We start from the raw sequence: 20617 nt of genomic DNA, 5'->3' as shown, positions 1-20617 counted from the left end.
TTACTTCTTTTTGATTTCGTTGTCAATCAATTTTTTCAAATCCTCCAATTCTTCCTTGCTCAAATTGGTCTCTTGTGCAAAGAACGAAGCGAATTGGGTAGCGCTGTCATTAAAAAAGTTTTTGATAAGGCCGTTCACCTGCTTCGAAAAATAATCCTTCTTCATTACCAAGGGATAGTATTCCCTACTTCTTCCTATATTGTTGTATCCAATAAAGCCCTTATCTGCAATCCGTTTTAAAAGCGTGGCCACGGTGGTGGTGGCCGGTTTGGGTTCGGGATAGGCTTCCAATAGGTCTTTCATAAAGGCCTTCTTTAATTTCCAAACAATGTTCATTAGCTCTTCTTCGGATTTTGACAATTGCATCTTTTAATGATTTTAACTGTTGCTATACAAACATAGAATAAATATTTTAATTCTACAACTGTAGAGTTATAATAAATTTGAAAGCTATCAGTTTAATGCGGTAAAATGTTAAGTTTGCCGTTCAATTGATAGCCAATGGGATTACTCGAAGATTTGCTGGAAAGGAGCGGAGGTGTCTGCGAACTCTGTGGGTCAACCGAAAATTTACAGGTTTATGAGGTGCCTCCCGTGTCCACTGGCGGTCTGGATGGAAGCATTCTTGCCTGCAAAACCTGTATTGATCAAATTGAGAAACAGGAAGAGATGGACAGCAACCATTGGAGATGCTTGAACGATAGTATGTGGAGCGAGTATGATGCGGTAAAGGTGGTGGCATGGCGAATGCTCAATCGTTTAAAGTCTGAAGGGTGGCCACAAGACCTGCTCGGTATGATGTACTTGGAAGACGGAGCCTTGGAATGGGCCAAAGCTACCGGTGAAGGAAAGGATGAGAGCGAAAAAATTATCCATCGGGATGTAAATGGCAACATCCTCGAAAATGGAGATAATGTTGTTTTGATAAAGGATTTGAAGGTGAAAGGTTCCAGCATGGTCGCAAAACAGGGAACCGCCGTTAGACGGATTTCCCTGGATCACGAAAATGCCGAGTATATTGAAGGCAAGGTAGATGGCCAACAAATTGTTATCGTGACCAAATACGTTAAAAAGACTTAGGCCTTCATCTCTGTATAATATTTATAAAAATAGGGTATCGTTTCAATGCCCTTTAAAAAGTTCCAAACACCAAAGTGTTCGTTGGGGGAGTGGATGGCATCGCTATCCAATCCAAAACCTAACAGAATGGTTTTGCTATCGAATACATTTTCAAAAAGTGCTACGATGGGAATACTGCCCCCAGTCCTTTGTGGAACCGGGTTTTTTCCAAAGGTGGTTTCCATGGCTTTTGAAGCGGCTTGGTACCCGTCGCTATCAATGGGGGTAACGTAAGCCTGTCCGCCATGGTGCGGAGAAACCTTCACCTTAACGCTTTTTGGTGCCAGCGATTCAAAATGTTTGGTGAACAGGTCTGTAATCTCGTGCCAATCTTGGTTCGGCACCAATCGCATTGAAATTTTGGCGTATGCCTTGCTAGCAATTACTGTTTTTGCACCTTCACCGGTATAGCCGCCCCAAATTCCGTTCACATCCAAGGTCGGACGGATACCAAATCGTTCAGGAGTAGAATAGCCTTTTTCTCCGTGCACGTCGCCAATGTCCAATGATTTTTTATAGGCTTCCAGATTAAAAGGGGCCTTGGCCATTTCAGCGCGCTCATCGTCCGGGATAACTTGGACTTTATCGTAAAACCCTGGAATGGTGATATGGTTATCTTCATCATGCAGTTGTGCAATCATTTTTGCCAACACGTTGATTGGGTTTGGTGCAGCACCACCATATATCCCAGAGTGAAGATCACGGTTTGCTCCAGTTACTTCCACCTCCACATAGCTCAATCCACGCAATCCTGTGGTAATGGATGGCGTATCATTGGCAATCATTCCCGTGTCGGAAATGAGGATAATATCGTTTTTGAGTTTTTCGCTGTTTTCCTTTAGAAAATCCTCCAAACTATCGCTTCCCACTTCTTCCTCGCCCTCGATCATAAACTTGACGTTGCAGGGCAGTTCATCGTTCTGGATCATGTATTCCACAGCTTTTACGTGCATAAAGAACTGGCCTTTGTCATCACACGCACCACGGGCAAAAATGGCCCCATCGGGATGGAGTTCCGTTTTTTTGATGACCGGCTCAAATGGAGGGGAGGTCCACAGGTTCATCGGGTCCGGTGGTTGCACATCGTAATGACCGTATACCAAGACCGTTGGTAAATTAGGGTCGATGATCTTATCGCCGTACACTACCGGATAACCTTTGGTCTCACAAATCTCTGTGTTATCGCAACCAGCATCGTCCAAAGATTTCTTTACAGCTTTTGCCGCTTCAAGTACATCCTTGGCGTACGCTTTGTCCGCACTAATGGAGGGGATTTTAAGGAGGTCGATCAACTCGTTGATAAATCTGTCTTTGTTGGAATTAATGTAATTATTGATGTCTTTCATAAATGATTTAAAAAGGACCCTAAAAGTACAAAAAACAAGTTTTTAAAGGGTGGGCATTTGCAAATCGGAAAATTGATTTATATTTGCACTCCAATTCGCGGGTGTGGTGGAATTGGTAGACACGCTAGACTTAGGATCTAGTGCCGCAAGGCGTGGGGGTTCGACTCCCTTCACCCGCACAAAAAAGCTTCTCAAAAACTGAGGAGCTTTTTTTATTTTATCTGGCCAAGTACAAATAGCCTTGGTACTCCAAACCAAGGTCTTCCATAACAACCATGTAAAAATAAACCCCTTGTGGCAGACCGTTGTTTCGGTTAAGTACCACATCTCCCTTGTTGGCATAACCTCTAAACTGGTTGGTATAATTGTATTTTTCAAAGACCAGCATCCCGTTTCGGTCAAAAATTCTCACCCAATTGTCGTTTGAAAGTGCCAGTTCATCAATATGTAAAAAATCGTTGATGCCATCGCCATTCGGGGTGAGCAAATAATTAGCCAAATCCGGTATAGTTTCGAGCATATCCAACGTGCCAAAAGTAATTGCTTCATAAGCATCGGGAACAAATAAAGTCGAAACAGCAACTCCATCGGATAAAGTTCCCACAGCCCCAGCCCCCAAATTTTCCCATTGATGATTGATCTTGTTCCATCCAACCACTGTTATTTCATCAATCGTGTCGGCCATGTTCGGCATTTGACTACGTTGGTTCCACGAAATTTGAATCGTAGAAGGTACGCTGCCTTCCAATCTCCAAAATTCGTGTCTACTTATTTGTTGGAGGGTGTTTTCTCTGTTTAAGCTGTTCAATGATGGAAACTCATCCGGATTTGAGAAAAAATACGCGCAATGGGCTACTGGGTTCTCTGATTCCGAAAGTAGGACCAGCGGTCGCAATTGTTGTATATCCCCTACCGGAAATGTGAACTGTTGTTTGTTTTGGATACTCGCGTAGCCATCCACTTTCGCTATATCGGTCGTTCCGGTGTAAAAGGATTCAGATAAAAATTGAAGTGAGGTGAATGAATCGGTTTTCGGGGTTCTTATATCACCTTGAACAAAATTAGCATTGTTTTGCACTTCCATGGAAATCGCTAATTGTATTCCTTGTTCGGTAATGAATTCACTATCATTGAATATGGTCGGGAATAGACCTGAAACTATAATGGACTGTTCGCTATAAAAGCCCACAAGCCCTTGGTTATCGTTAAAAATCCCATCGTTCACCAAATTTCCGTGGAAGCCCAAATTTCCTTGGTCATGAACTTTGATCATTCCCAAATTCCGGGTGCCTTCCTGGGCAGTTAGGTTTAGTGATACAAAAAGAAGAATACCATAAATTGCTTTCATGGCTATCTTAATTTATTGATGATAAAACTGGAGTTGCCACTACCATCCATCAGAACAGAACCTGAATTTGCATCTCTGTAGGATAGTATGGAAATCACATCATTGGTATCCAGTTCTAAAATTTCGCTGGTATGTACACTGGAATGATTATGACCTAATTCGAAGCTGATATATCCACTGGCCCCATAGGCACCAACAGGGGTGCCATTAACTGCGATTCTAATATTGACGTTCGTATCAAATTTTGTGGTGTACAATGCACCACCATCGTAACCAACTAAGGCAATATTGGCCCTGATATCATATCGGCCGGCTTCTTTTACGATTAAAGTATTTCCACTTACTTCATATAAACTGGTGCCATCATCAACATAATCGGCTGTTCCAAAAATTGGTACTTGTGTATCGTTGACGTTTAGGTTGGTTGAGGTATCCGTGTTTGTCCACCGTCCTCCATAATTCACTTTGGAAAGGTGTAAAACTCCACCTGTGTCGGCTTTTAGAATAGCATCGGAGTTGGCTGCTTGGGTCATGGTCCGCACTCTAACGCTCCCATTTACATCAATGGATTGTGTGGGCAATGCAGTCCCGATTCCGAGCCTATTGTTGACCTCATCCCAGAACAATCGGTCGTTTTCTTGTTCTGGAGTGCCATCGGAACCAGCAAAAAAGATAGAGCCTGGAGCACCGGTAAATGTAATCTCCTGCCAAGTGGAACCGTTCCAAATGTTAACGATTTGTTGCTCGCTATTTGAGGTGTCGAACCAAATATCGTTCAATATGGGTGAGGAAGGCGCCACGGTTCCCGCAGTAACCGACGTATTCCGTACAATCGTAGTGGTACCCTTGTTATCCACTACTCTTACTTCCTGTGATGAGATAAATTGCCCCAACCCCATGAGGAGTATCGATAAAATAATGGATTTTAAGCGGTACGGAAGCATTTACGGTGTTTAGAAGTTAATCTACCTCACATACTGTACTTCGATTACATCACCGGCATATACGGCCCAATCATTTGGAGCTACGGCACTCGGCACCAAGGTTACTGTTGATGATGCAATGGTATAATCCACATTGGCAATTAGCTTGACTCCATTTCTATAAACCCAAACTTGGCTATAGGCGGGTAACTCTGGGCTTCCAGTCAGAGGATAGGCTGTTTGTCCCGCTGAAGCTGTAAAACTTTCCTGTCCACTTTGAATTAAGCTAAGGTCGGATGTCAAGAGTTTTTTTACGGCACCTGTTGCTTCATCCCGTACAAGAATGGTGTATCCGGTACCAGTTCCATGATCGGACGCTGTGGTGGCATCGGTGGAGGCTGTTTCGGTTGAGATCAATTCAATTCCATCCAAGCCGAACACGTTTCCGTCTACATCAATAAAAGTATCGTTGGTCAAGGTTCCTCCTAGTTGAAGGGTTGTGGTTGTCACATCGTCTGTAGTATTGGATAGCATGGTAATACCATTCTGTGTTTGGATATACTTAATGGTACCTCTGTTGTCGATTACCCGGATGGCCCCGCCCGTAGTTGTAGTTCCAGGAACAATATCAGATGCTTTGGTGATATCGCCAGTAGTTTGTTGGGCATTCATTGTCCCAAAGGACAGCATTCCTATTACAAGGAAAGCAAAGTTCATAGTTTTAAAAAGGATTGAAGTTTTCATGTAAAAAGTGTTTAGTTAATGCGATTTATGTTGATCATTGAATTTGTACGATTCGGATTTCATCGTTGTCAAAGCAGATAATATCCGATTGAAGCTCTATCAAGTTAGGTCCGACAGCAGAAAAACTGATTTTTATACCGTTCCTGTAAACATCTATCTTGTCGGTGTCCGTAATGGTTTGTGGGGTAGTGAACTGGTTTTGCCCTTCCGATGCAGCTATTACACTCTCTTGCTTTTGGACCAAAGCATCCAAAGAAGTTTTGGTAAGCGCTCCTGTGTCGTCCAAGAGGACCATTGTTGCGTTTGAAAGATCATTGTTTTCTTCAAGACCGGTAATGGTCAAGGTGTTGATGGCATCGGTCTGTACAGTGGTAGGCCGTATGAGGGACCCGCCCAATTGTACGGTATTTCCATTGACTACCGAAAGCCCATTATTTCCCAGTGCGTTTATGTCGCTATTGTTAGTACATAGATTTCTCCATGAGTCACCTGAATACATAAATATGCATTGTGCATCCGTATTATAGACCAATGCGCCATTTAATGGGGTTATGGCGTTCATTTGACTTTCCGTGACTCTTGTGAGTACAAATACACGAGAGCTGCTTTCCAGTTCTAAAAGGGATGATGCGTCGATCAATTGTAGGTTATCCCCAATCTTGACCTGGGCATTGCCCTTTAGGGCTATCAAAAGAAAAGCAGTCAATGTAATGGTATAAATGAACTTCATTATCTACAAAATATGTAAGTAAAATATTACATGTATGAAAATAAAAAAAGTTTAGGCACAAAGGTTTTTTTTGTTGTGTATTGAGTTAAAACAGTTGGTAAACACCTAAATAATAAGCATTTACCTGTTTCGGTAAGGCTTTTTTTTAACAAGTTTGGGAGATGGATGTACTTCCAGCTGTTTTGGCAAAAAAAGTATTATTCTACCGTAAATTGTTTCTTTAGCGATACTGGAACACCATTTTTTGTAAATCCTTCCAGGGATATCTCGAAAGTTCCACTAATGTCGGAGCTGTAAAAGGATACGTTTTCCTCTATACCCTTGAATTCAAATTTTGGCAACCAAAGTAGTTGATATCTAAAATCAGGGAGTCGCTGATATTTTTCTTTTAAATCGCCTTCGTATGATTGTTGGTAATATTGTTTACCTCCGTTGGGTTTAAAAAGCTTATGTGTTTTTATGTATGGCGAATAATAGTAAGTGTAATAGTCTGATTTAAAGGTGGACACATCCACCACACCTTGGAAGGTTTTGTTGCCATAAAAATGTTGGTTCCGGGAAATGGAGATGGATTCCACCCTTGCTGCTGGTAGGTCCAACAGTCTTTGAGCATCCTGCACCAATATTCCATCAATAAAAATCAATGGCAGTTCTCCGGAATCCAAGTTTGGAGGTAAAGGTCTCACATGGAACTCTTGCTCATCATTCGAGTTTTTTTGTATCCAGACATGTTCCACTACTTCCACGAAAGTTTCTTTAATGGTGGAAAACCTAGTATAGTCATCCAAAGGATAAGTCATCGTGGCCGGACCATAAAAGCGGGCATTTCTATTTTCAATGAGGATGGTGTCCGGTTTACTGCTGTAATAAGCGTTTTCGATTTGATTGTAGATACTTCGTTCTTTTATGATGGCTTCCATCTCCTTGTCGAGTTCAAAACTTTTGAATTGTAATGGGTTCAAATCAATATCTTCCTCGCTCTCTATGACAATGTCATAATCTGCATTATTTTTCGAAATGACCTGAAGAAATAAATCATCCGAACTATAATCTTCATCCACATTGATGTAGAAAACACCATTGTTATCTGGAGTTGCAGTTTTAAAAAGGTAGTTTTCTCCCGGAAAAGAAGCTCCTATAATCGTTGGACCGTTGCCCAATTCAACGCTATCGGGTACCGAGAGTTTTCCTTTTAACAATTCACCCCTAAGTTCTGGCAATATCTGCTGTTTAAGGGATTGCTTTTTTGGATAGGATTTACGAAAATCCAAAGCAGTTTTATTCACCTTTACTTCCAACTCATCTACTTTATTAATGGAGATGGAATAGTTTCCTGAACTTTCTTGTCCAGGATAAGGCGTAATGTTCAAAGAAACCTGCTCGCGAGTTCCAAATTGGCGACGGTTTAAGGATATGGACAAAGATGGTCGGACGGTGGGTTCATTGAGATCTTGCCGTACTATTTCGGGGGCCGTGTCTGTTGTCTGTGAGCGAAAAACAGCTTGATTACTGGTATAAGGATTAAGTATGGTTATATCTTTGGAGTAAAAGTAGTTTCTTCCGTTGTTCAACATCCATTGCGTGTATGCCAACAATTTATAGTTCCCCGAAGGTATGCTTGAAGGAATAAAAAAATTACTGTCGCCTATGCCGTTTTCGAGTTTGATTTTAAAGTTGAGGACCACTTCTTTATCCTGGTTGACCAATTTTACATAGGCTATTTTGCTTACATTGCTCAATTGCCCCGTGTTTTCTTTTAAACAATACAGCGTGTAGTACATATATTCTCCCACAAACATCATGGTCGCATTTGTATGCAGATATACTTGTTCCTGATGCGGAACGCGTATATTGTTCATTGTTAAGTCTTCAGCGCTGTTCTGTGCGTTCATTGTAAAAATCCCTACATGAATGAAGAGGAAGAGGTATAGTGCTATAGTTTTCATGCCATATTTTTTAGTCTTCTACCCAAAAATCTGGTACTGTGTTATCTCCCAGTGCTGTACAGTCGCCACATACCCTGTATACCATATAGTATGGACCGTGTGGTTCTGTTTGAATAAGTCCATTATCGGGTGGGGAATAATCTTCGTAATAGGTTATAAGGTCTTGTTCCACTGCATCCAACAAAGGTGAAATCCCGCCTTCTGTCATAACCGGAGGCGAAAGTAGGGGACAGTCACTTACAAAATCCGGCAATCTTTCCCCTGGGAAAAAATCGTCATAATTAAAGAAAATCCTTTCTTCTGATACCGTACTTACTTGAAAAAAACCGATGACCTTTTCATCGCTGTTTGCTTCGGAATAGATATTCCCTTCCACGAATCCGGTCTGCAATTGTGAAAACAGACTTTCCGAGCCTGATAATTTTCCCAACGTTTCGTAATAGGCAAACGCTGCCCGACTCTGCACGTACTGTTTGATCAAAATACTGTACCGGTGAGTTAGAATATAATTGTCCCTGTTTATAAACCTAACCGGAAACTTACTGATACGGTCTTCGTTAAAGTTGGTAGTGTTTTCCTGAATAATAGTGTTGGATTTTATGGTATTGTAACAAATCTGCTCTTCCTGGGAACGCGGTACAATGGAAAATTGAGGATTGGGATATCCAGCAATTACATTTACATCACCGGCATTCCAAAATGGAGCTATGATCTTATAGGTTTCTTCATATTCAAAACGATAGTACTTGGATTCCCCGGAGGGGTCGTAACTATCCACGTAGATGAACATGCCTTCCTCTGCATCGTCCTTAAAATCCCTTTCGGCATAGATATTTTCTATCGAGGATGTTGAGGGAACAGGAGTGTCCTCCGAAATATAGGTCCTTCCATCCGAGGTTTCGACACGTAGGGTGTATGTCAATCCGGCTTCTGCTGCAAACGGTGAAGTTGAAGTGTATTCGCCCACATTTGCTTCTGTAAAGGAGTATACGGAACCGTTACTGTCGGATACAGATACTTGAGCGTTGCTCAGACCCGACATCAAGACCGTATCTAATGGAAAGGTTTGCGAAATCAATATTTTCTGGGTTTTATTTTGATTGGTAATGGTGCCTTCGATTACTACGGACCTCTCGAATTCATCCGTTTGTATTTCGAATGGGTCCACGCAGTTAATGGCCAATAGCAAACAACTGCAATAGAAAAAGTATCTAGCTATGGTTTTAATCTGCATCTTGGGTTAGAATTTAAAATTATACGTTATGGTAGGCACGGGTATCGAAAAAATTGAACTTTGATAAGCTTTCAGCTCTCCATTTTCGGTCGCAAAGAATACAGAGTAAGGGTTGTTTCTTCCTAAAACATTATAGATGGAAATGTTCCAAAAGCTATGGGCGAATTTTTTCAGTTTGTGATTACCTTCTATATTAAAGCCCAAGTCCAATCGATAATAATCCGGAATCCTGAACTCATTTCGGTTACTGTAGACTACATATTCTGAGTTGTTAAAATTGTAACGGGCCACCGGATAGGTCACGGGCCTTCCTGTTTGATAGACCAAGTTTGCCGATAAACTGAATCTTTTGGTCAATTTGTAGTTTAAAACGGCGCTGAAATCGTGCGGTTTGTCGTAATTGGTGGGAAAAAAATCGCCATTGTTCACGCGTTCCTCGGCAAATTCGCTATCCAGTTTTAAAAAGGACCTTGAATAGGTGTAACCTAGCCATCCATTGAGTTTTCCATAGTTTTTGCGTATCAAAAACTCGAGACCATAGGCTTGGCCATCACCTTGTAAGGTTTCGGTTTCAATGGTCTCGTTGAGCAAAAGGTCGGACCCCACTTTAAAATCCAATAGATTATCGGATTCCTTGTAATATCCTTCCAAGCTAAGCTCGTAAAGGTTGCCCTCTAAATTTTTGTAGAAGCCCAATCCTACCTGTCTTCCCATTTGAGGTTTTATGTTATTATCCGAAAGTTTCCAAGTATCAATAGGACTAATTGTGGTGGTGTTGGACAATCTATGAATGTATTGATAGGTGGTGTTAAAACTCGCTTTTACCGAAAAGTCAGGCCCAAGAAAGTACCTTGCTGACAAGCGAATTTCGGGCCCGCCATAGGTTTCCACAATTTCGTTGTTATCATAGGAAACGGTCTCTACCAAGGTTTCCTCGTTCTTTGGCATATTTTCCTCGTAAATTCTGGCTTCGGTACTGCCCAAGGCGGCAAATACAGAGTATCTAATACCGGCATCGATTAAAAGTTTGTCGTTTACCGTAAAATTATCGGATAGATAAACCGCACCCTCGAGTGCCTTTTCCTTTGGTATATTTATGGGGGTAACTATAGAGTTGCTCCCTTTGGGCTCAAAATTTCCGGGTTGAACGTTGTACAATTTTGCGGATAGCCCATAATCAAATTTGTGTGCTTTGCTATAAAGGTAGGTGAACTTGAATTTGGCTTCAGTTTCATCCACCACAAAGCCAAGGTCAAAATTGTTGTCCGAGTTGCCTTCATATGCGATGTTGAATTTGTAATTGCTGTTCGCAAGTACAAGGCTACCGGTATTTTTTTCATTGAATTGATGGTCCCATTGCAACGAAAACAGCCTGTTGTTGTATCCATAAATAGAATCTGAGGTAATACTAAAGGCGTCGTTGCTGTAATAGCCCATAACCTTTACGGTATTTTTTTCGTTGAACTTATGGGTGTATTTGGCTATGGCATCATAAAAAGAAGCTTCACTGTTTTGCAATGATTCTTCCTCCAACGACCGAAGAATCCAACCGGAATACGTACCCCTGCCACCAACAAGTAGTCCGGATTTTCCTTTTATTACAGGAATTTCTAAGGCAACATTACTGGTAACTGGGCCAATGGCAGCCTCACCTGCTATTTTTTCGGTATTGGCATCTTTTGAGGTTATATCGAATACGGAAGATAGACGTCCTCCATATTCTGCAGGAATCCCCCCTTTAAGAATCTTTACATCTTTCGTGGTAAAAGGGTTCAGTGCCTGAAAAATTCCAAAAAAGTGGGAGGGATTATAGATTACCGCATTGTCCAACAACATCAGGTTTTGGTCGGTACTACCTCCCCTTACGTTAAAACCTGCGGCTCCTTCACCAGCGGTGGATATTCCGGGTAGCGTAGCGGCAACTTTCAGGACATCTCTTTCACCGAGTACCAGAGGAATGTTTTTGGTCTCTTCCACTACAAGCTCTGTACTTCCAGATATAGCTTCCTCGACATTTTTGGATGCATCTGCCTCTACAATGACTTCATCCAGAAATTCTACACTTTCATTAAGTTGAAAGTTGAGTTCGCCATCATTGAATACGATTACTCTAGTGGTGCTGGGCTCTATGCCCAAAGAACTGGTTTTGATAATGCTGGTGCCTGCCGGCACTTCCAGTTCATAGTATCCTTCAGTATTTGTTGCGGTACCTGTACTCTTGCCATTGAGCACAATGGAAAGGTCGGGAATGGGCTGGTTTTGCTCTACCGTGGTCGCATAACCACTTATTTTGAAAGTGGTTCTATTGTCCGATACGTTTTCCTTGCCTATTCTTACAGTTCGTGTTACTGTATTTGCCTTTGTTGCCTCGATATTTGAAAAAACAGGATTGCTGTACACTTTAATATCGGTTCTTTCTTCTATCGAATCCGTTTGTTCTTTTCCGAAAAAACCTTCGGGCAAACTATCATATACAATACTGTTTTGGGTCAAAATGATTTTATCATCGCTTAACCTAAAAAAGTTGATGTTGGTTTCTTCCAAAATAGAGGTGAGGATCTCCGACAAAGGTTTGTTGACGAACGAGACCGAAATGGTTGCTCCTAAAAGCCAATTCTCATCATAATAGAAAAGAACATTGGCATCGGATTCAATGGTGTTCAGAGCTTCGGTCAAACTTACATTATCAAAATCAAAACTAAATTTTGGATTTTTTTCTTGGGCGATTAGCATGGTTCCGAAGAGCAGAACCAATAAGATTAGAGGTTTTTTGATCATTCTTTCCCGATGTTTTGTGTATTAAAAGAATCGGATAACTTAGAAAAGAAGCTTGTCCAAAAATCATCCTCATTGATTTTCCTTAACGCCGGGTTATAATTCTCATTAATGAAATCCCTTTTGTTGGGCCATATTCTAATGACATCCTTTTTTTTGGCGATGTTATAATAGGAATCACCATAGTCGATTACATAATTGTTTTCCGGTAAAAATTCGTAGTAAATGGTACTTCCCTTAATCCTCTTGAACCTCTTTTTACTATTCTTCTTAAGAAGTCTTATAGAATCATTGGCTACCAACACTTGATAAAAACCTTCCATATCGGTTTCATCTGATTTATTTTCAATATGAACAAAATGGCTATCTCCAATTCTAAAACCTTCTACCTTGGATTTAAGAAGAATCAATGTTGGGAATTTATAATTGTATCCAATGTTTAGAAGTAATTGGTCGGTGTCCAGATCATATTTTAGGGGAGTTTGGTCGTAAAATTGGCCATTGTATACGACTGATCCCAACTGAAATTCACTTTTCTCAAAAAACTTATGCTTTTCGTTAATGGTCCTATACTGTTCTGTATATCGGATGCCATTGAAAAGTCCTGTGTTGTAGCGCTGGACTTTACTGTCGAACCAATTATAATAGGCGGGTTCGCTGGGCATGTTTTGACTAATTAAAGAGCCAGAACAAATAATAGTTGCCCATAAGGAAAGAACTATTGTTTTGGTTTTCATGAGGTTGGTATTCCCACTAAAAATAGAAAAAAGAGTTGAAAATGAAATTATTTATACCATAAGAAGGAAAAATTTGTGGATTGAATAGAATTCTATGTGTAGAATTATGCATCAAGTTAATTCTCAACTCTAATGTTGGCATTTTATAAATAGGATAGGTGCTTGCAAATAAAAATGTATGGACATTAAGGGCACGTATTCTATTCACTGCTATTTTGAAATTACATAAAACTACTTTGTAATTCATCTATTAAGTGAGCCATACCGGACTTAAACATTGGTTGATATCTTCTAAACAATATAGGAGATAAGAATATAAAGGTTTGAATAAATAAAGGGACTTAAAATTCTAGGTGAGTTTTTGTTAAAATACAAGAATAATTGTAAATTTAAGACAATCAGGTGTTTGGAAAGGTATTGGGTCTAATGGGATTTATAAGAATCTTTTAATTTCTTGATTCAATACACAAAGGGTTACTTTTATTTGTAATAAAACATTATTATTGGAGTTTTATTAGATGGAAATTATTGATATTTGTCAATTTTTTTCACAATAAAACCAAACTGAAACCAACTAAATAGGCCAGAAGCTATGTACAAGGAAATATACTTGGTCGATGACGAAGACCTGGTGAATACTGTAAATGCTATTCACTTTAGAAGAATGGGAATGGAAGATAGGGTGAAGAGTTTTACTAATCCCGAATTGGCCCTAGACGATTTGAGGTATAGAGATAACCCCGGGATAAAAACACTTATTTTATTGGATATAAATATGCCGGAAATGAGCGGATTTGAATTTTTGGAATTCATGATGCTTGAAGACTTTCCAGAAACCAATGAAGTCCTCTTGGTAACCTCTTCTGAGGCAGAGGCGGATAAAGCCGAGGCTGAGAAGTACGGTAAATTTGTAAAGAAGTTTATCACTAAACCATTGCGTATCGAGCACTTGGAGGATTATTTGCAAGGAGCTAATAAATAATAGTTCGTATATTTAGTAGTAAAACCTTTGATTGTTCCCCCTATAGGTGACATTGTTTTATTCTTAAATTAAATTTTAACCGTGAAGCATAAACATATCTTAATTGATAACAAGGTTGAAATCGTTGAGGATAGGTATGATGCGGTATGGGCCATGGATGTAGATTATAAGTTGACTGCTTTTAATACATCTTTTGGGGACCGTCTAAGCAAAGCCGGTTGGGGAAAGCCTGAACGAGGTATGGATTTACATCCCGTTTATCAGTCCGCGTACTTCTTTAATCCCTGTAGTAAGGGTTGTGCGCAGGCACTTGATCGTTATCCAACAACATCCAAACATACCTTTGAGGAAAATGGGGAATTGACGGTGCACGAGTTCTCTTTTCAACCTTTTATGAACAACTTCGGTGAAGTTATAGGGTGCTGTATTTGGCAAAAAGATATTTCCCAAGTTGTAAAAAATACACATAGGCTGCAAGAAAGCGAACGAAGGTATAGAGAAGCTCAGGAAATAACCGTCTTTGGGCATTGGAACTGGGACATCCGAGAGGATAAAATTAGTTGGAGCAACCAATTGTTCAGAATTTTTGAGCAAGAGCCCGGAAAATTTGACGCAACCTTTGATGCCTTGATGAAGATTATTCACCCTGAAGATAGGGATGGATTCGTTGAGGACGTTCAGGATAGCATCAAGAAAAACAGGATGCACGATGTGATTCATAGGATTGTTCTGGACAACGGAAACATACGGTATGTTCATCAAAAAGGGAGGCCGTTTTATGACGAGAACGGAAAACCGTACCGGATGGCAGGTACCACCCAAGATGTTACCAAAGATGTACTGGCCAATCAACAAATCGTAGAACAGAACCATGAGCTCCAGAACTTTGTTCGGATCATATCGCATAATCTACGCGGACCTATTTCCAATGTTTTAATGTTGTCCAAAATATATGAATGGGGGAAGGACCCCATGAACGACGATATTGTAAAGAAAATAGAGCACACAACCGAGGCCTTAGATCAAACAATAAAGGATTTACACCTTTCCTTATCGTTAAAATCCGCGGACAGGGAGAAATTCAGAGAAGTTCACCTAAAGGATGTCATGAAGGATGTTGATGGACTTTTATCCGAAGAAATCACAAAATATAAGGCTACGATTCGTACAGATTTCACCAAGATGGATTTGGTTTTTGGTGCCAAGAGCTATGTGGTCAACATCTTTTACAACCTTATTTTAAATGCAATCAATTATGCCAAAGAAGGTATACCTGCTATCATTTCCATAAACACAGAGGAACTGGTCGATTCAATTCTAATAAGGTTCACAGATAATGGAATAGGTATGGAGCTGACACCCGAAAAAGAACGTAAGATCTTTGATATGTACGGTAGATTGAGTGGTGCCACGGAGGGCAAGGGATTTGGGCTTTATTTGGTGAAAACCCAAGTGGAGGCCATGGATGGAAAAATAGAAGTACAAAGTGAAAAGGATGTAGGAACCACCTTTACTCTGATTTTTCCCAAAAACCATATCACTTAAAGGGTAGGTTACCAAAATCAACGTTTCCTCCAGAAACTATGACCCCTATTTTTTTTTCGTTCAAATCGTTCTTTTTCTTAAATACGGCTGCCAAAGCCACAGCACTGGATGGTTCGCAAACAATTTTAAGACGCTCCCAAATAAGGCGCATGGCCGCAACGATATCCGCTTCGGTCACCCTTACAATTTCTTCCACATGTTTTTGAATGATGGGAAAGTTCCTGTCACCTAATTGGGTTTTTAATCCATCGGCAATGGTGTTTGTAGTAGTATTGGTCTCTAATTTTCCACTTTTCAGAGACCTATAAGCATCATCGACTTCAAAAGGTTCGCCTCCGATGGTCCTACAATTAGATCCAAAATAATGGGTAGAGAGAGCCGTGCCGGCAATTAAACCACCGCCGCCAACAGGAGTAAAGACGTATTCAAGGTTTGGTTGTTCCTCCAACAGTTCCTTGCAAGCTGTGCCCTGTCCTAAAATCACGTGGTCATCATTTGATGGATGTATAAAAGTAGCGCTGTACTTTTCAACAATTTCTTGCGATGCAGATTCCCTGGCGGCTAGATTGGGTTCACATTCAACCAAAATTCCTCCATATCCCTTAACGGCATCTTTTTTGACCTCAGGAGCCGTGCTGGGCATTACAATATAGGCTTTGACACTCAAACTTTTGGCAGAAAGAGACAGCGCTTGAGCAAAGTTTCCGGATGAATGCGTAACCACACCATTCTGTTTTTGCTCATCAGTAAGTTGCATAATGGCATTGGCAGCTCCACGCATTTTAAAGGCGCCCATTCGCTGAAAGTTTTCACATTTAAAATATAACTGAGCACCCACCACCTCGTCTATAAGGCGGGAAGTAAGAACAGGGGTGTTGTGGATAAAGGGTTTTATCCGATTGTGGCAATCGATAAGGCTTTGCTTGTCCATGAATCTTTGTACCAATTTTATATATGGTATAAAGATAATACGGGATTATCAACCTTCAGCCTCTACCTTTTGTTCTTCTTTGGATTTTATGGAAACTCCCTCCATCCCCAATTCTGGAATCACCAATAAAGGTATTTGGGTGTGGAAAGCGGTTCGCTTTATTATCGGTTCGCGGGTCATTTTTTCCATGTAGCTGTGCTGATAGTTCAGCATGGCCAATAAGTGGATGCCTAGTTCTTTGGAGAAAGTTTCCAAAGTATGGGAAACTGAATTGAGCTCGGAAACGGTATGGACATAATGCTCTACATCGTTCAAGTAACGGCGCAACATGTTCAAATTGAATTGCTGAAGCTCGGTCAATGCTTTGATGCCATATTGCACATGGACAATCCGAATGGTTGCCTTGAACATTTTGGCCATATCCAAGAGAGGTTCCAATTCTGAAGTGGTATAAAAGCGGTTGAAATCGGTGGCAAAGGCAATTTCAGTGGGTGTAATATATTCAAAATGATAAGGAATGGCCAAAACAGGACATTTTCTCACACTTTTGATAATGCGTACGGTATTACTTCCCATAAATACCTCATCCACGCCAGAAGCCCCTTTAGTGCCCGTTACCACAAGGTTGATGCCGAAAGTTTCAACAATATCCTTGACCTCCTCCACCAAAAGATTAAAGGAAGAAATGGTTTCAAAGCTGTGATTGGGATTGCCGTATTTGGACTGGATACGCTTGACGGTCTTGTTCAGTCCCTGTTCAGAATTCTCTCTTACCGCATCCACAATGCGGACTCCATCAATCATTTTGGCCATAAATCGGCTGCTCGGGATAACCGGGGTATAGGTGTTGAGCAAGTAAAATGTGCAACGCCTGTTGCGGAACAATTGCATGGCATAATCAATGGCATTCCATGCGTTTTCCGAAAAATCCGTAGGTATTAATATCTTTTGCATCGGACTAAGATTTACGATGCGATAAAATTAGAACCAAGGGGTAGGGGATACTATGACAAATGTCAGGTTTTGGAAAATAGACTAAAAGCCTTCCACCATTTCAAGGAGTTTGCGCTCGTCCTTTATGCCTATTCGCTTGCCCGAAGTACGGATCAATCCCTTCTTTTTAAATTCGGAAATAATTCGAATGGCGGATTCCGTAGCAGTTCCCACCACATTCGAAATATCTTCTCTGGAGAGTGTAAGAGCCAAGTAGCCTTCGGCATCCTCTCCGAAATTGTTTTGAAGGTACAAGAAGGCCTCTGCCATTCTTTGCTTTACGGTCTTTTGGGAAATATTGACGATTACATCATCGGCTTCCTTTAAATCATGGGCCATATGCCGCAACACCTCCAAAGTAAAATTTGGATTTTTTTGAAGTGTATTGTTGATGCTTTCCTTTGGAATAAAGCACACCTCCATATCGTTCACCGCAATGGCGGAAAGGTTAGTGCTTTCTTGGGATATTACAGAACGTTGTCCTAAAACTTCGCCCTTACTTGCCAATTTCACGATTTGGTCTTTGCCATTGGCACTAAGCTTGGAAAGCTTGGATACTCCGTTTCGTACACAGTAGACACCGTTGAGTTTATCCCCTTCTTCAAAAATGGGCTCACCTTTTTTAACGGTGCGTGTGGTTTTGGAGTCGGAGACTTGTTTTAATTCTTCCTTGCTCATTGCACGAAGGGAGTTAAACTGCCTGATAATACAATTTTCACACCTGCTTTCCATAATGATTAGTTTACCTGAGATGACAAATTTAAGATACAAGGAATTAGTGTTAACTGATAAATATCATGTTTTTAGCAAGAAGAGTATTACAAATTTGCACTAGGTAAAGCAAATGTGAAATGGCAGATTCAACCTGTTATCATTGTGGAGACGAATGTGGTAACCGCAGCATTCAATTTGATGATAAGGATTTTTGTTGCAATGGTTGCAAGACCGTGTACGAGATTTTTACATCGAACGGCCTGTCCACTTATTATGAGATAGAGGGCAAGGCCGGGACCACGCCGAACGAAATTCGTCAGAAATACGATTTTTTGGACAACCAAGAAATCGCACAGCAACTCTTGGAATTCAATGAAGATGGCGTGCAAGTGGTCAGTTTGAGTATTCCTACCATTCATTGCAGTTCCTGTATCTGGGTCTTGGAAAACCTGAACAAGTTGCATTCGGCCGTTAGCGTTTCACAGGTGGATTTTCCTAAAAAAACCATACGGGTCACCTACAAAACCGAAGATTTCTCGCTTAAAGCCTTGGTGCTTTTGTTGGGAAGCATCGGTTACGAGCCCTATATCTCTTTGGAAGAATACAACAAAAAAGGGAAAAAGGTAGACCGTTCCTTGATATACAAATTGGGCGTTGCAGGTTTTGCCTTTGGCAATGTGATGCTGTTTTCATTTCCGGAATATTTTGAGGTTGAGGAATTTTGGTTAGACCAATACAAACACGTTTTTCGGTGGTTGATGTTCGCCTTTTCCCTACCCGTGGTATGCTATGCGGCACAAGATTATTTTATATCGGCCTATAAGGGCATCCGCTCTAAACTGTTGAATATTGATGTGCCCATAGCTTTGGGGATTTTGGTCCTATTTTTAAGAAGCAGTGTCGATATCATATTTGATTTGGGCTCTGGCTTTTTTGATAGCCTTACCGGCTTGGTCTTCTTTCTTTTGCTGGGCAAATTCTTTCAGCAAAAAACCTACGCCTACCTATCGTTTGAGCGTGATTATAAATCCTACTTTCCCATAGCCGTTACCCGTTTGAAAAAAACCGGGGAAGAGGAGAACATCCAGATTTACAATATTGAAGTTGGGGACAGGGTGCTCATCCGTAGTCACGAGATTATACCTGTGGATTGTATCCTCATCAAAGGAAACGCTGAAATCGATTATAGTTTTGTAACCGGTGAGTCCGACCCTGTTGTAAAGAAATCTGGAGAAAAATTGTTCGCAGGCGGCAAACAATTATCAGGGGTGTTGGAGGTTGAGGTCTTAAAGTCCGTATCCCAAAGTTACCTGACCCAACTCTGGGGGAACTCCGTATTTTCAAAGGATAAGGCGAGCCAGTTCCAGACCATAACCGATAGCATCGGCAAACGATTTACCATTGCTGTTTTGAGCATTGCTACACTAGCTACAATTTTTTGGCTTGTTTTTGATGCAAGCTTGGCAATGAATGTGTTCACCTCGGTATTGATCATTGCCTGTCCATGCGCCATAGCATTGGCCGCCCCATTTACATTGGGCAATATGCTCCGCATTTTCGGGAAGTATAAATTTTATCTCAAAAACACCAGCGTAATCGAACGTCTATCAAAAATAGACACTGCGATATTTGATAAAACCGGAACGCTTACCACCAATCAAAAAGACACTATCCATTATGAAGGAATGGAGCTCACAGCAGAGGAAACCGCACTTTTAAAAACAACTTTGCGGGCTTCCAACCACCCTTTGAGCCGGTCGCTTTACGATATTTTAAAATCCAACTCCATAATGACCCTAGAAGAATTCCAGGAGCATACAGGAAAAGGCATCGAGGGAAAATATAACCAACATTCCATAAAAGTAGGCTCGGCCTCCTACGTTGGCGAGAACAAGTCTGGTACAAGTACCAATACGGCGGTCTATATAAGTGCCGATGAAGATGTAAAAGGACGGTTTGTGTTCAAGAACACCTACCGGGACGGAATGAGCCAAATTTTCAATGAATTATCAAATGATTTGGAACTCGGCATTCTTTCGGGCGATAACGATGGGGAAAAGCAGCAATTGCAAAAAGTACTTCCAAAGAAGACAAAGATGCTATTTGACCAGAAGCCTGAGGATAAGTTGGGCTACATCAAACAGCTACAGGACAAACATAAGGTTTTAATGGTGGGCGATGGATTGAACGATGCAGGAGCCTTGGCCCAAAGCGATGTGGGATTGGCAGTTTCGGAGAACATTAATGTGTTTTCGCCTGCTTGTGATGGAATCTTGGATGCAACCAAGTTAAAAATGCTGCCAAAATTCATAAAACTGTCCAGACGTTCGATGCGCATTATAAAGATGAGCTTTTTGTTATCGCTCTGCTACAATGTTGTGGGTCTATATTTTGCGGTAACCGGACAGTTACAGCCTGTAATTGCGGCCATTTTGATGCCGTTGAGTTCCATTAGTATAGTGGTGTTCACCACCCTGGCAACAAATTATTTGGGTAAAGAATTAAAAAATTTAGAAAGCTGATATATGTCATTTTTTACGGAATACCATC

17 protein-coding genes and 1 tRNA gene are annotated in these 20617 nt (G+C 40.9%); 5 read left to right on the top strand and 13 right to left on the bottom strand.

What is annotated here, in order from left to right:
• The gene (locus tag GUA46_RS06555) at positions 1-366 is read right to left on the bottom strand and encodes a BlaI/MecI/CopY family transcriptional regulator (protein WP_176619801.1); all 366 of its coding nucleotides are present in this window, start codon (positions 364-366) and stop codon (positions 1-3) included.
• Between the two features lie 135 nt (positions 367-501).
• Between GUA46_RS06555 and GUA46_RS06550 the strand changes: the two genes are divergently transcribed.
• Positions 502-1080: a PhnA domain-containing protein gene (locus GUA46_RS06550; protein WP_176619800.1), complete on the top strand. Its 579-nt coding sequence runs from the start codon at positions 502-504 to the stop codon at positions 1078-1080.
• Here the strand turns inward: GUA46_RS06550 and GUA46_RS06545 are convergent.
• Positions 1077-2465, bottom strand: a complete 1389-nt coding sequence (locus GUA46_RS06545; protein WP_176619799.1) for a dipeptidase — start codon at positions 2463-2465, stop codon at positions 1077-1079. The genes GUA46_RS06550 and GUA46_RS06545 overlap by 4 nt on opposite strands.
• 97 nt (positions 2466-2562) lie before the next feature.
• Between GUA46_RS06545 and GUA46_RS06540 the strand changes: the two genes are divergently transcribed.
• Positions 2563-2644, top strand: a tRNA-Leu gene (locus GUA46_RS06540).
• 38 nt (positions 2645-2682) lie between these two features.
• On the opposite strand, the gene GUA46_RS06535 is transcribed toward GUA46_RS06540, so the two are convergent.
• From GUA46_RS06535 to GUA46_RS06500, 8 genes are all read right to left on the bottom strand, one after another.
• Complete coding sequence (locus tag GUA46_RS06535; RefSeq protein ID WP_108246394.1) at positions 2683-3813, bottom strand: gliding motility-associated C-terminal domain-containing protein; 1131 nt, start codon at positions 3811-3813, stop codon at positions 2683-2685.
• Between the two features lie 2 nt (positions 3814-3815).
• Complete coding sequence (locus tag GUA46_RS06530; RefSeq protein WP_159075828.1) at positions 3816-4757, bottom strand: hypothetical protein; 942 nt, start codon at positions 4755-4757, stop codon at positions 3816-3818.
• A gap of 21 nt (positions 4758-4778) precedes the next feature.
• Positions 4779-5480 (bottom strand): hypothetical protein, encoded by a 702-nt coding sequence (locus GUA46_RS06525; protein WP_176619798.1) that lies wholly within the window; start codon positions 5478-5480, stop codon positions 4779-4781.
• A 34-nt stretch (positions 5481-5514) separates the two neighbouring features.
• On the bottom strand, positions 5515-6210 hold the full coding sequence (locus tag GUA46_RS06520) for a hypothetical protein (protein ID WP_176619797.1): 696 nt from the start codon (positions 6208-6210) through the stop codon (positions 5515-5517).
• Positions 6211-6407: 197 nt separating this feature from the next.
• Positions 6408-8156: a hypothetical protein gene (locus GUA46_RS06515; protein ID WP_176619796.1), complete on the bottom strand. Its 1749-nt coding sequence runs from the start codon at positions 8154-8156 to the stop codon at positions 6408-6410.
• Positions 8157-8166: 10 nt separating this feature from the next.
• Complete coding sequence (locus GUA46_RS06510) at positions 8167-9390, bottom strand: DUF4249 domain-containing protein (protein WP_176619795.1); 1224 nt, start codon at positions 9388-9390, stop codon at positions 8167-8169.
• A gap of 6 nt (positions 9391-9396) precedes the next feature.
• Complete coding sequence (locus GUA46_RS06505) at positions 9397-12168, bottom strand: carboxypeptidase-like regulatory domain-containing protein (RefSeq protein WP_176619794.1); 2772 nt, start codon at positions 12166-12168, stop codon at positions 9397-9399.
• Positions 12165-12830 carry a hypothetical protein gene (locus GUA46_RS06500; protein ID WP_176619793.1) on the bottom strand — a complete coding sequence of 222 codons (666 nt, stop codon included), beginning with the start codon at positions 12828-12830 and terminating at the stop codon, positions 12165-12167. Before GUA46_RS06500 ends, GUA46_RS06505 begins: the two co-directional genes overlap by 4 nt.
• 664 nt (positions 12831-13494) lie before the next feature.
• Between GUA46_RS06500 and GUA46_RS06495 the strand changes: the two genes are divergently transcribed.
• Both GUA46_RS06495 and GUA46_RS06490 read left to right on the top strand, forming a co-directional pair.
• Complete coding sequence (locus GUA46_RS06495; protein WP_108246386.1) at positions 13495-13884, top strand: response regulator; 390 nt, start codon at positions 13495-13497, stop codon at positions 13882-13884.
• Between the two features lie 81 nt (positions 13885-13965).
• Positions 13966-15429, top strand: coding sequence for a sensor histidine kinase (locus tag GUA46_RS06490; RefSeq protein WP_176619792.1), 1464 nt, complete (start codon positions 13966-13968; stop codon positions 15427-15429).
• Here the strand turns inward: GUA46_RS06490 and GUA46_RS06485 are convergent.
• The 3 genes from GUA46_RS06485 to GUA46_RS06475 form a co-directional block, all read right to left on the bottom strand.
• Positions 15422-16360: a pyridoxal-phosphate dependent enzyme gene (locus tag GUA46_RS06485; RefSeq protein ID WP_176619791.1), complete on the bottom strand. Its 939-nt coding sequence runs from the start codon at positions 16358-16360 to the stop codon at positions 15422-15424. The two genes, GUA46_RS06490 and GUA46_RS06485, sit on opposite strands and share 8 nt — an antisense overlap.
• 48 nt (positions 16361-16408) lie before the next feature.
• Positions 16409-17314: a universal stress protein gene (locus tag GUA46_RS06480; RefSeq protein ID WP_176619790.1), complete on the bottom strand. Its 906-nt coding sequence runs from the start codon at positions 17312-17314 to the stop codon at positions 16409-16411.
• Between the two features lie 81 nt (positions 17315-17395).
• A complete protein-coding gene (locus tag GUA46_RS06475; RefSeq protein ID WP_229418455.1) occupies positions 17396-18031 on the bottom strand; it encodes a Crp/Fnr family transcriptional regulator in 636 nt (211 codons plus the stop codon).
• A gap of 173 nt (positions 18032-18204) precedes the next feature.
• Here GUA46_RS06475 and GUA46_RS06470 point away from each other — a divergent pair, with 173 nt between their 5' ends.
• Positions 18205-20589 (top strand): heavy metal translocating P-type ATPase, encoded by a 2385-nt coding sequence (locus GUA46_RS06470; protein ID WP_176619788.1) that lies wholly within the window; start codon positions 18205-18207, stop codon positions 20587-20589.
• Positions 20590-20617 lie beyond the last annotated feature (28 nt).

This window comes from Flagellimonas chongwuensis (assembly GCF_013376415.1).
GTDB lineage: Bacteria > Bacteroidota > Bacteroidia > Flavobacteriales > Flavobacteriaceae > Flagellimonas > Flagellimonas chongwuensis.
This window is presented reverse-complemented; position numbering and strand designations above follow the sequence as displayed.

Bases quoted from the DNA above. Each gene is read 5' to 3' on its own strand.
- GUA46_RS06500 (WP_176619793.1), bottom strand. From the start codon at position 12,830: ATGCCCAGCGAACCCGCCTATTATAATTGGTTCGACAGTAAAGTCCAG.
- GUA46_RS06550 (WP_176619800.1), top strand. From the start codon at position 502: ATGGGATTACTCGAAGATTTGCTGGAAAGGAGCGGAGGTGTCTGCGAA.
- GUA46_RS06480 (WP_176619790.1), bottom strand. From the start codon at position 17,314: ATGCAAAAGATATTAATACCTACGGATTTTTCGGAAAACGCATGGAAT.
- GUA46_RS06470 (WP_176619788.1), top strand. From the start codon at position 18,205: ATGGCAGATTCAACCTGTTATCATTGTGGAGACGAATGTGGTAACCGC.
- GUA46_RS06485 (WP_176619791.1), bottom strand. From the start codon at position 16,360: ATGGACAAGCAAAGCCTTATCGATTGCCACAATCGGATAAAACCCTTT.
- GUA46_RS06525 (WP_176619798.1), bottom strand. From the start codon at position 5,480: ATGAAAACTTCAATCCTTTTTAAAACTATGAACTTTGCTTTCCTTGTA.
- GUA46_RS06510 (WP_176619795.1), bottom strand. From the start codon at position 9,390: ATGCAGATTAAAACCATAGCTAGATACTTTTTCTATTGCAGTTGTTTG.
- GUA46_RS06555 (WP_176619801.1), bottom strand. From the start codon at position 366: ATGCAATTGTCAAAATCCGAAGAAGAGCTAATGAACATTGTTTGGAAA.
- GUA46_RS06530 (WP_159075828.1), bottom strand. From the start codon at position 4,757: ATGCTTCCGTACCGCTTAAAATCCATTATTTTATCGATACTCCTCATG.
- GUA46_RS06545 (WP_176619799.1), bottom strand. From the start codon at position 2,465: ATGAAAGACATCAATAATTACATTAATTCCAACAAAGACAGATTTATC.
- GUA46_RS06515 (WP_176619796.1), bottom strand. From the start codon at position 8,156: ATGAAAACTATAGCACTATACCTCTTCCTCTTCATTCATGTAGGGATT.
- GUA46_RS06495 (WP_108246386.1), top strand. From the start codon at position 13,495: ATGTACAAGGAAATATACTTGGTCGATGACGAAGACCTGGTGAATACT.
- GUA46_RS06535 (WP_108246394.1), bottom strand. From the start codon at position 3,813: ATGAAAGCAATTTATGGTATTCTTCTTTTTGTATCACTAAACCTAACT.
- GUA46_RS06475 (WP_229418455.1), bottom strand. From the start codon at position 18,031: ATGAGCAAGGAAGAATTAAAACAAGTCTCCGACTCCAAAACCACACGC.
- GUA46_RS06520 (WP_176619797.1), bottom strand. From the start codon at position 6,210: ATGAAGTTCATTTATACCATTACATTGACTGCTTTTCTTTTGATAGCC.
- GUA46_RS06505 (WP_176619794.1), bottom strand. From the start codon at position 12,168: ATGATCAAAAAACCTCTAATCTTATTGGTTCTGCTCTTCGGAACCATG.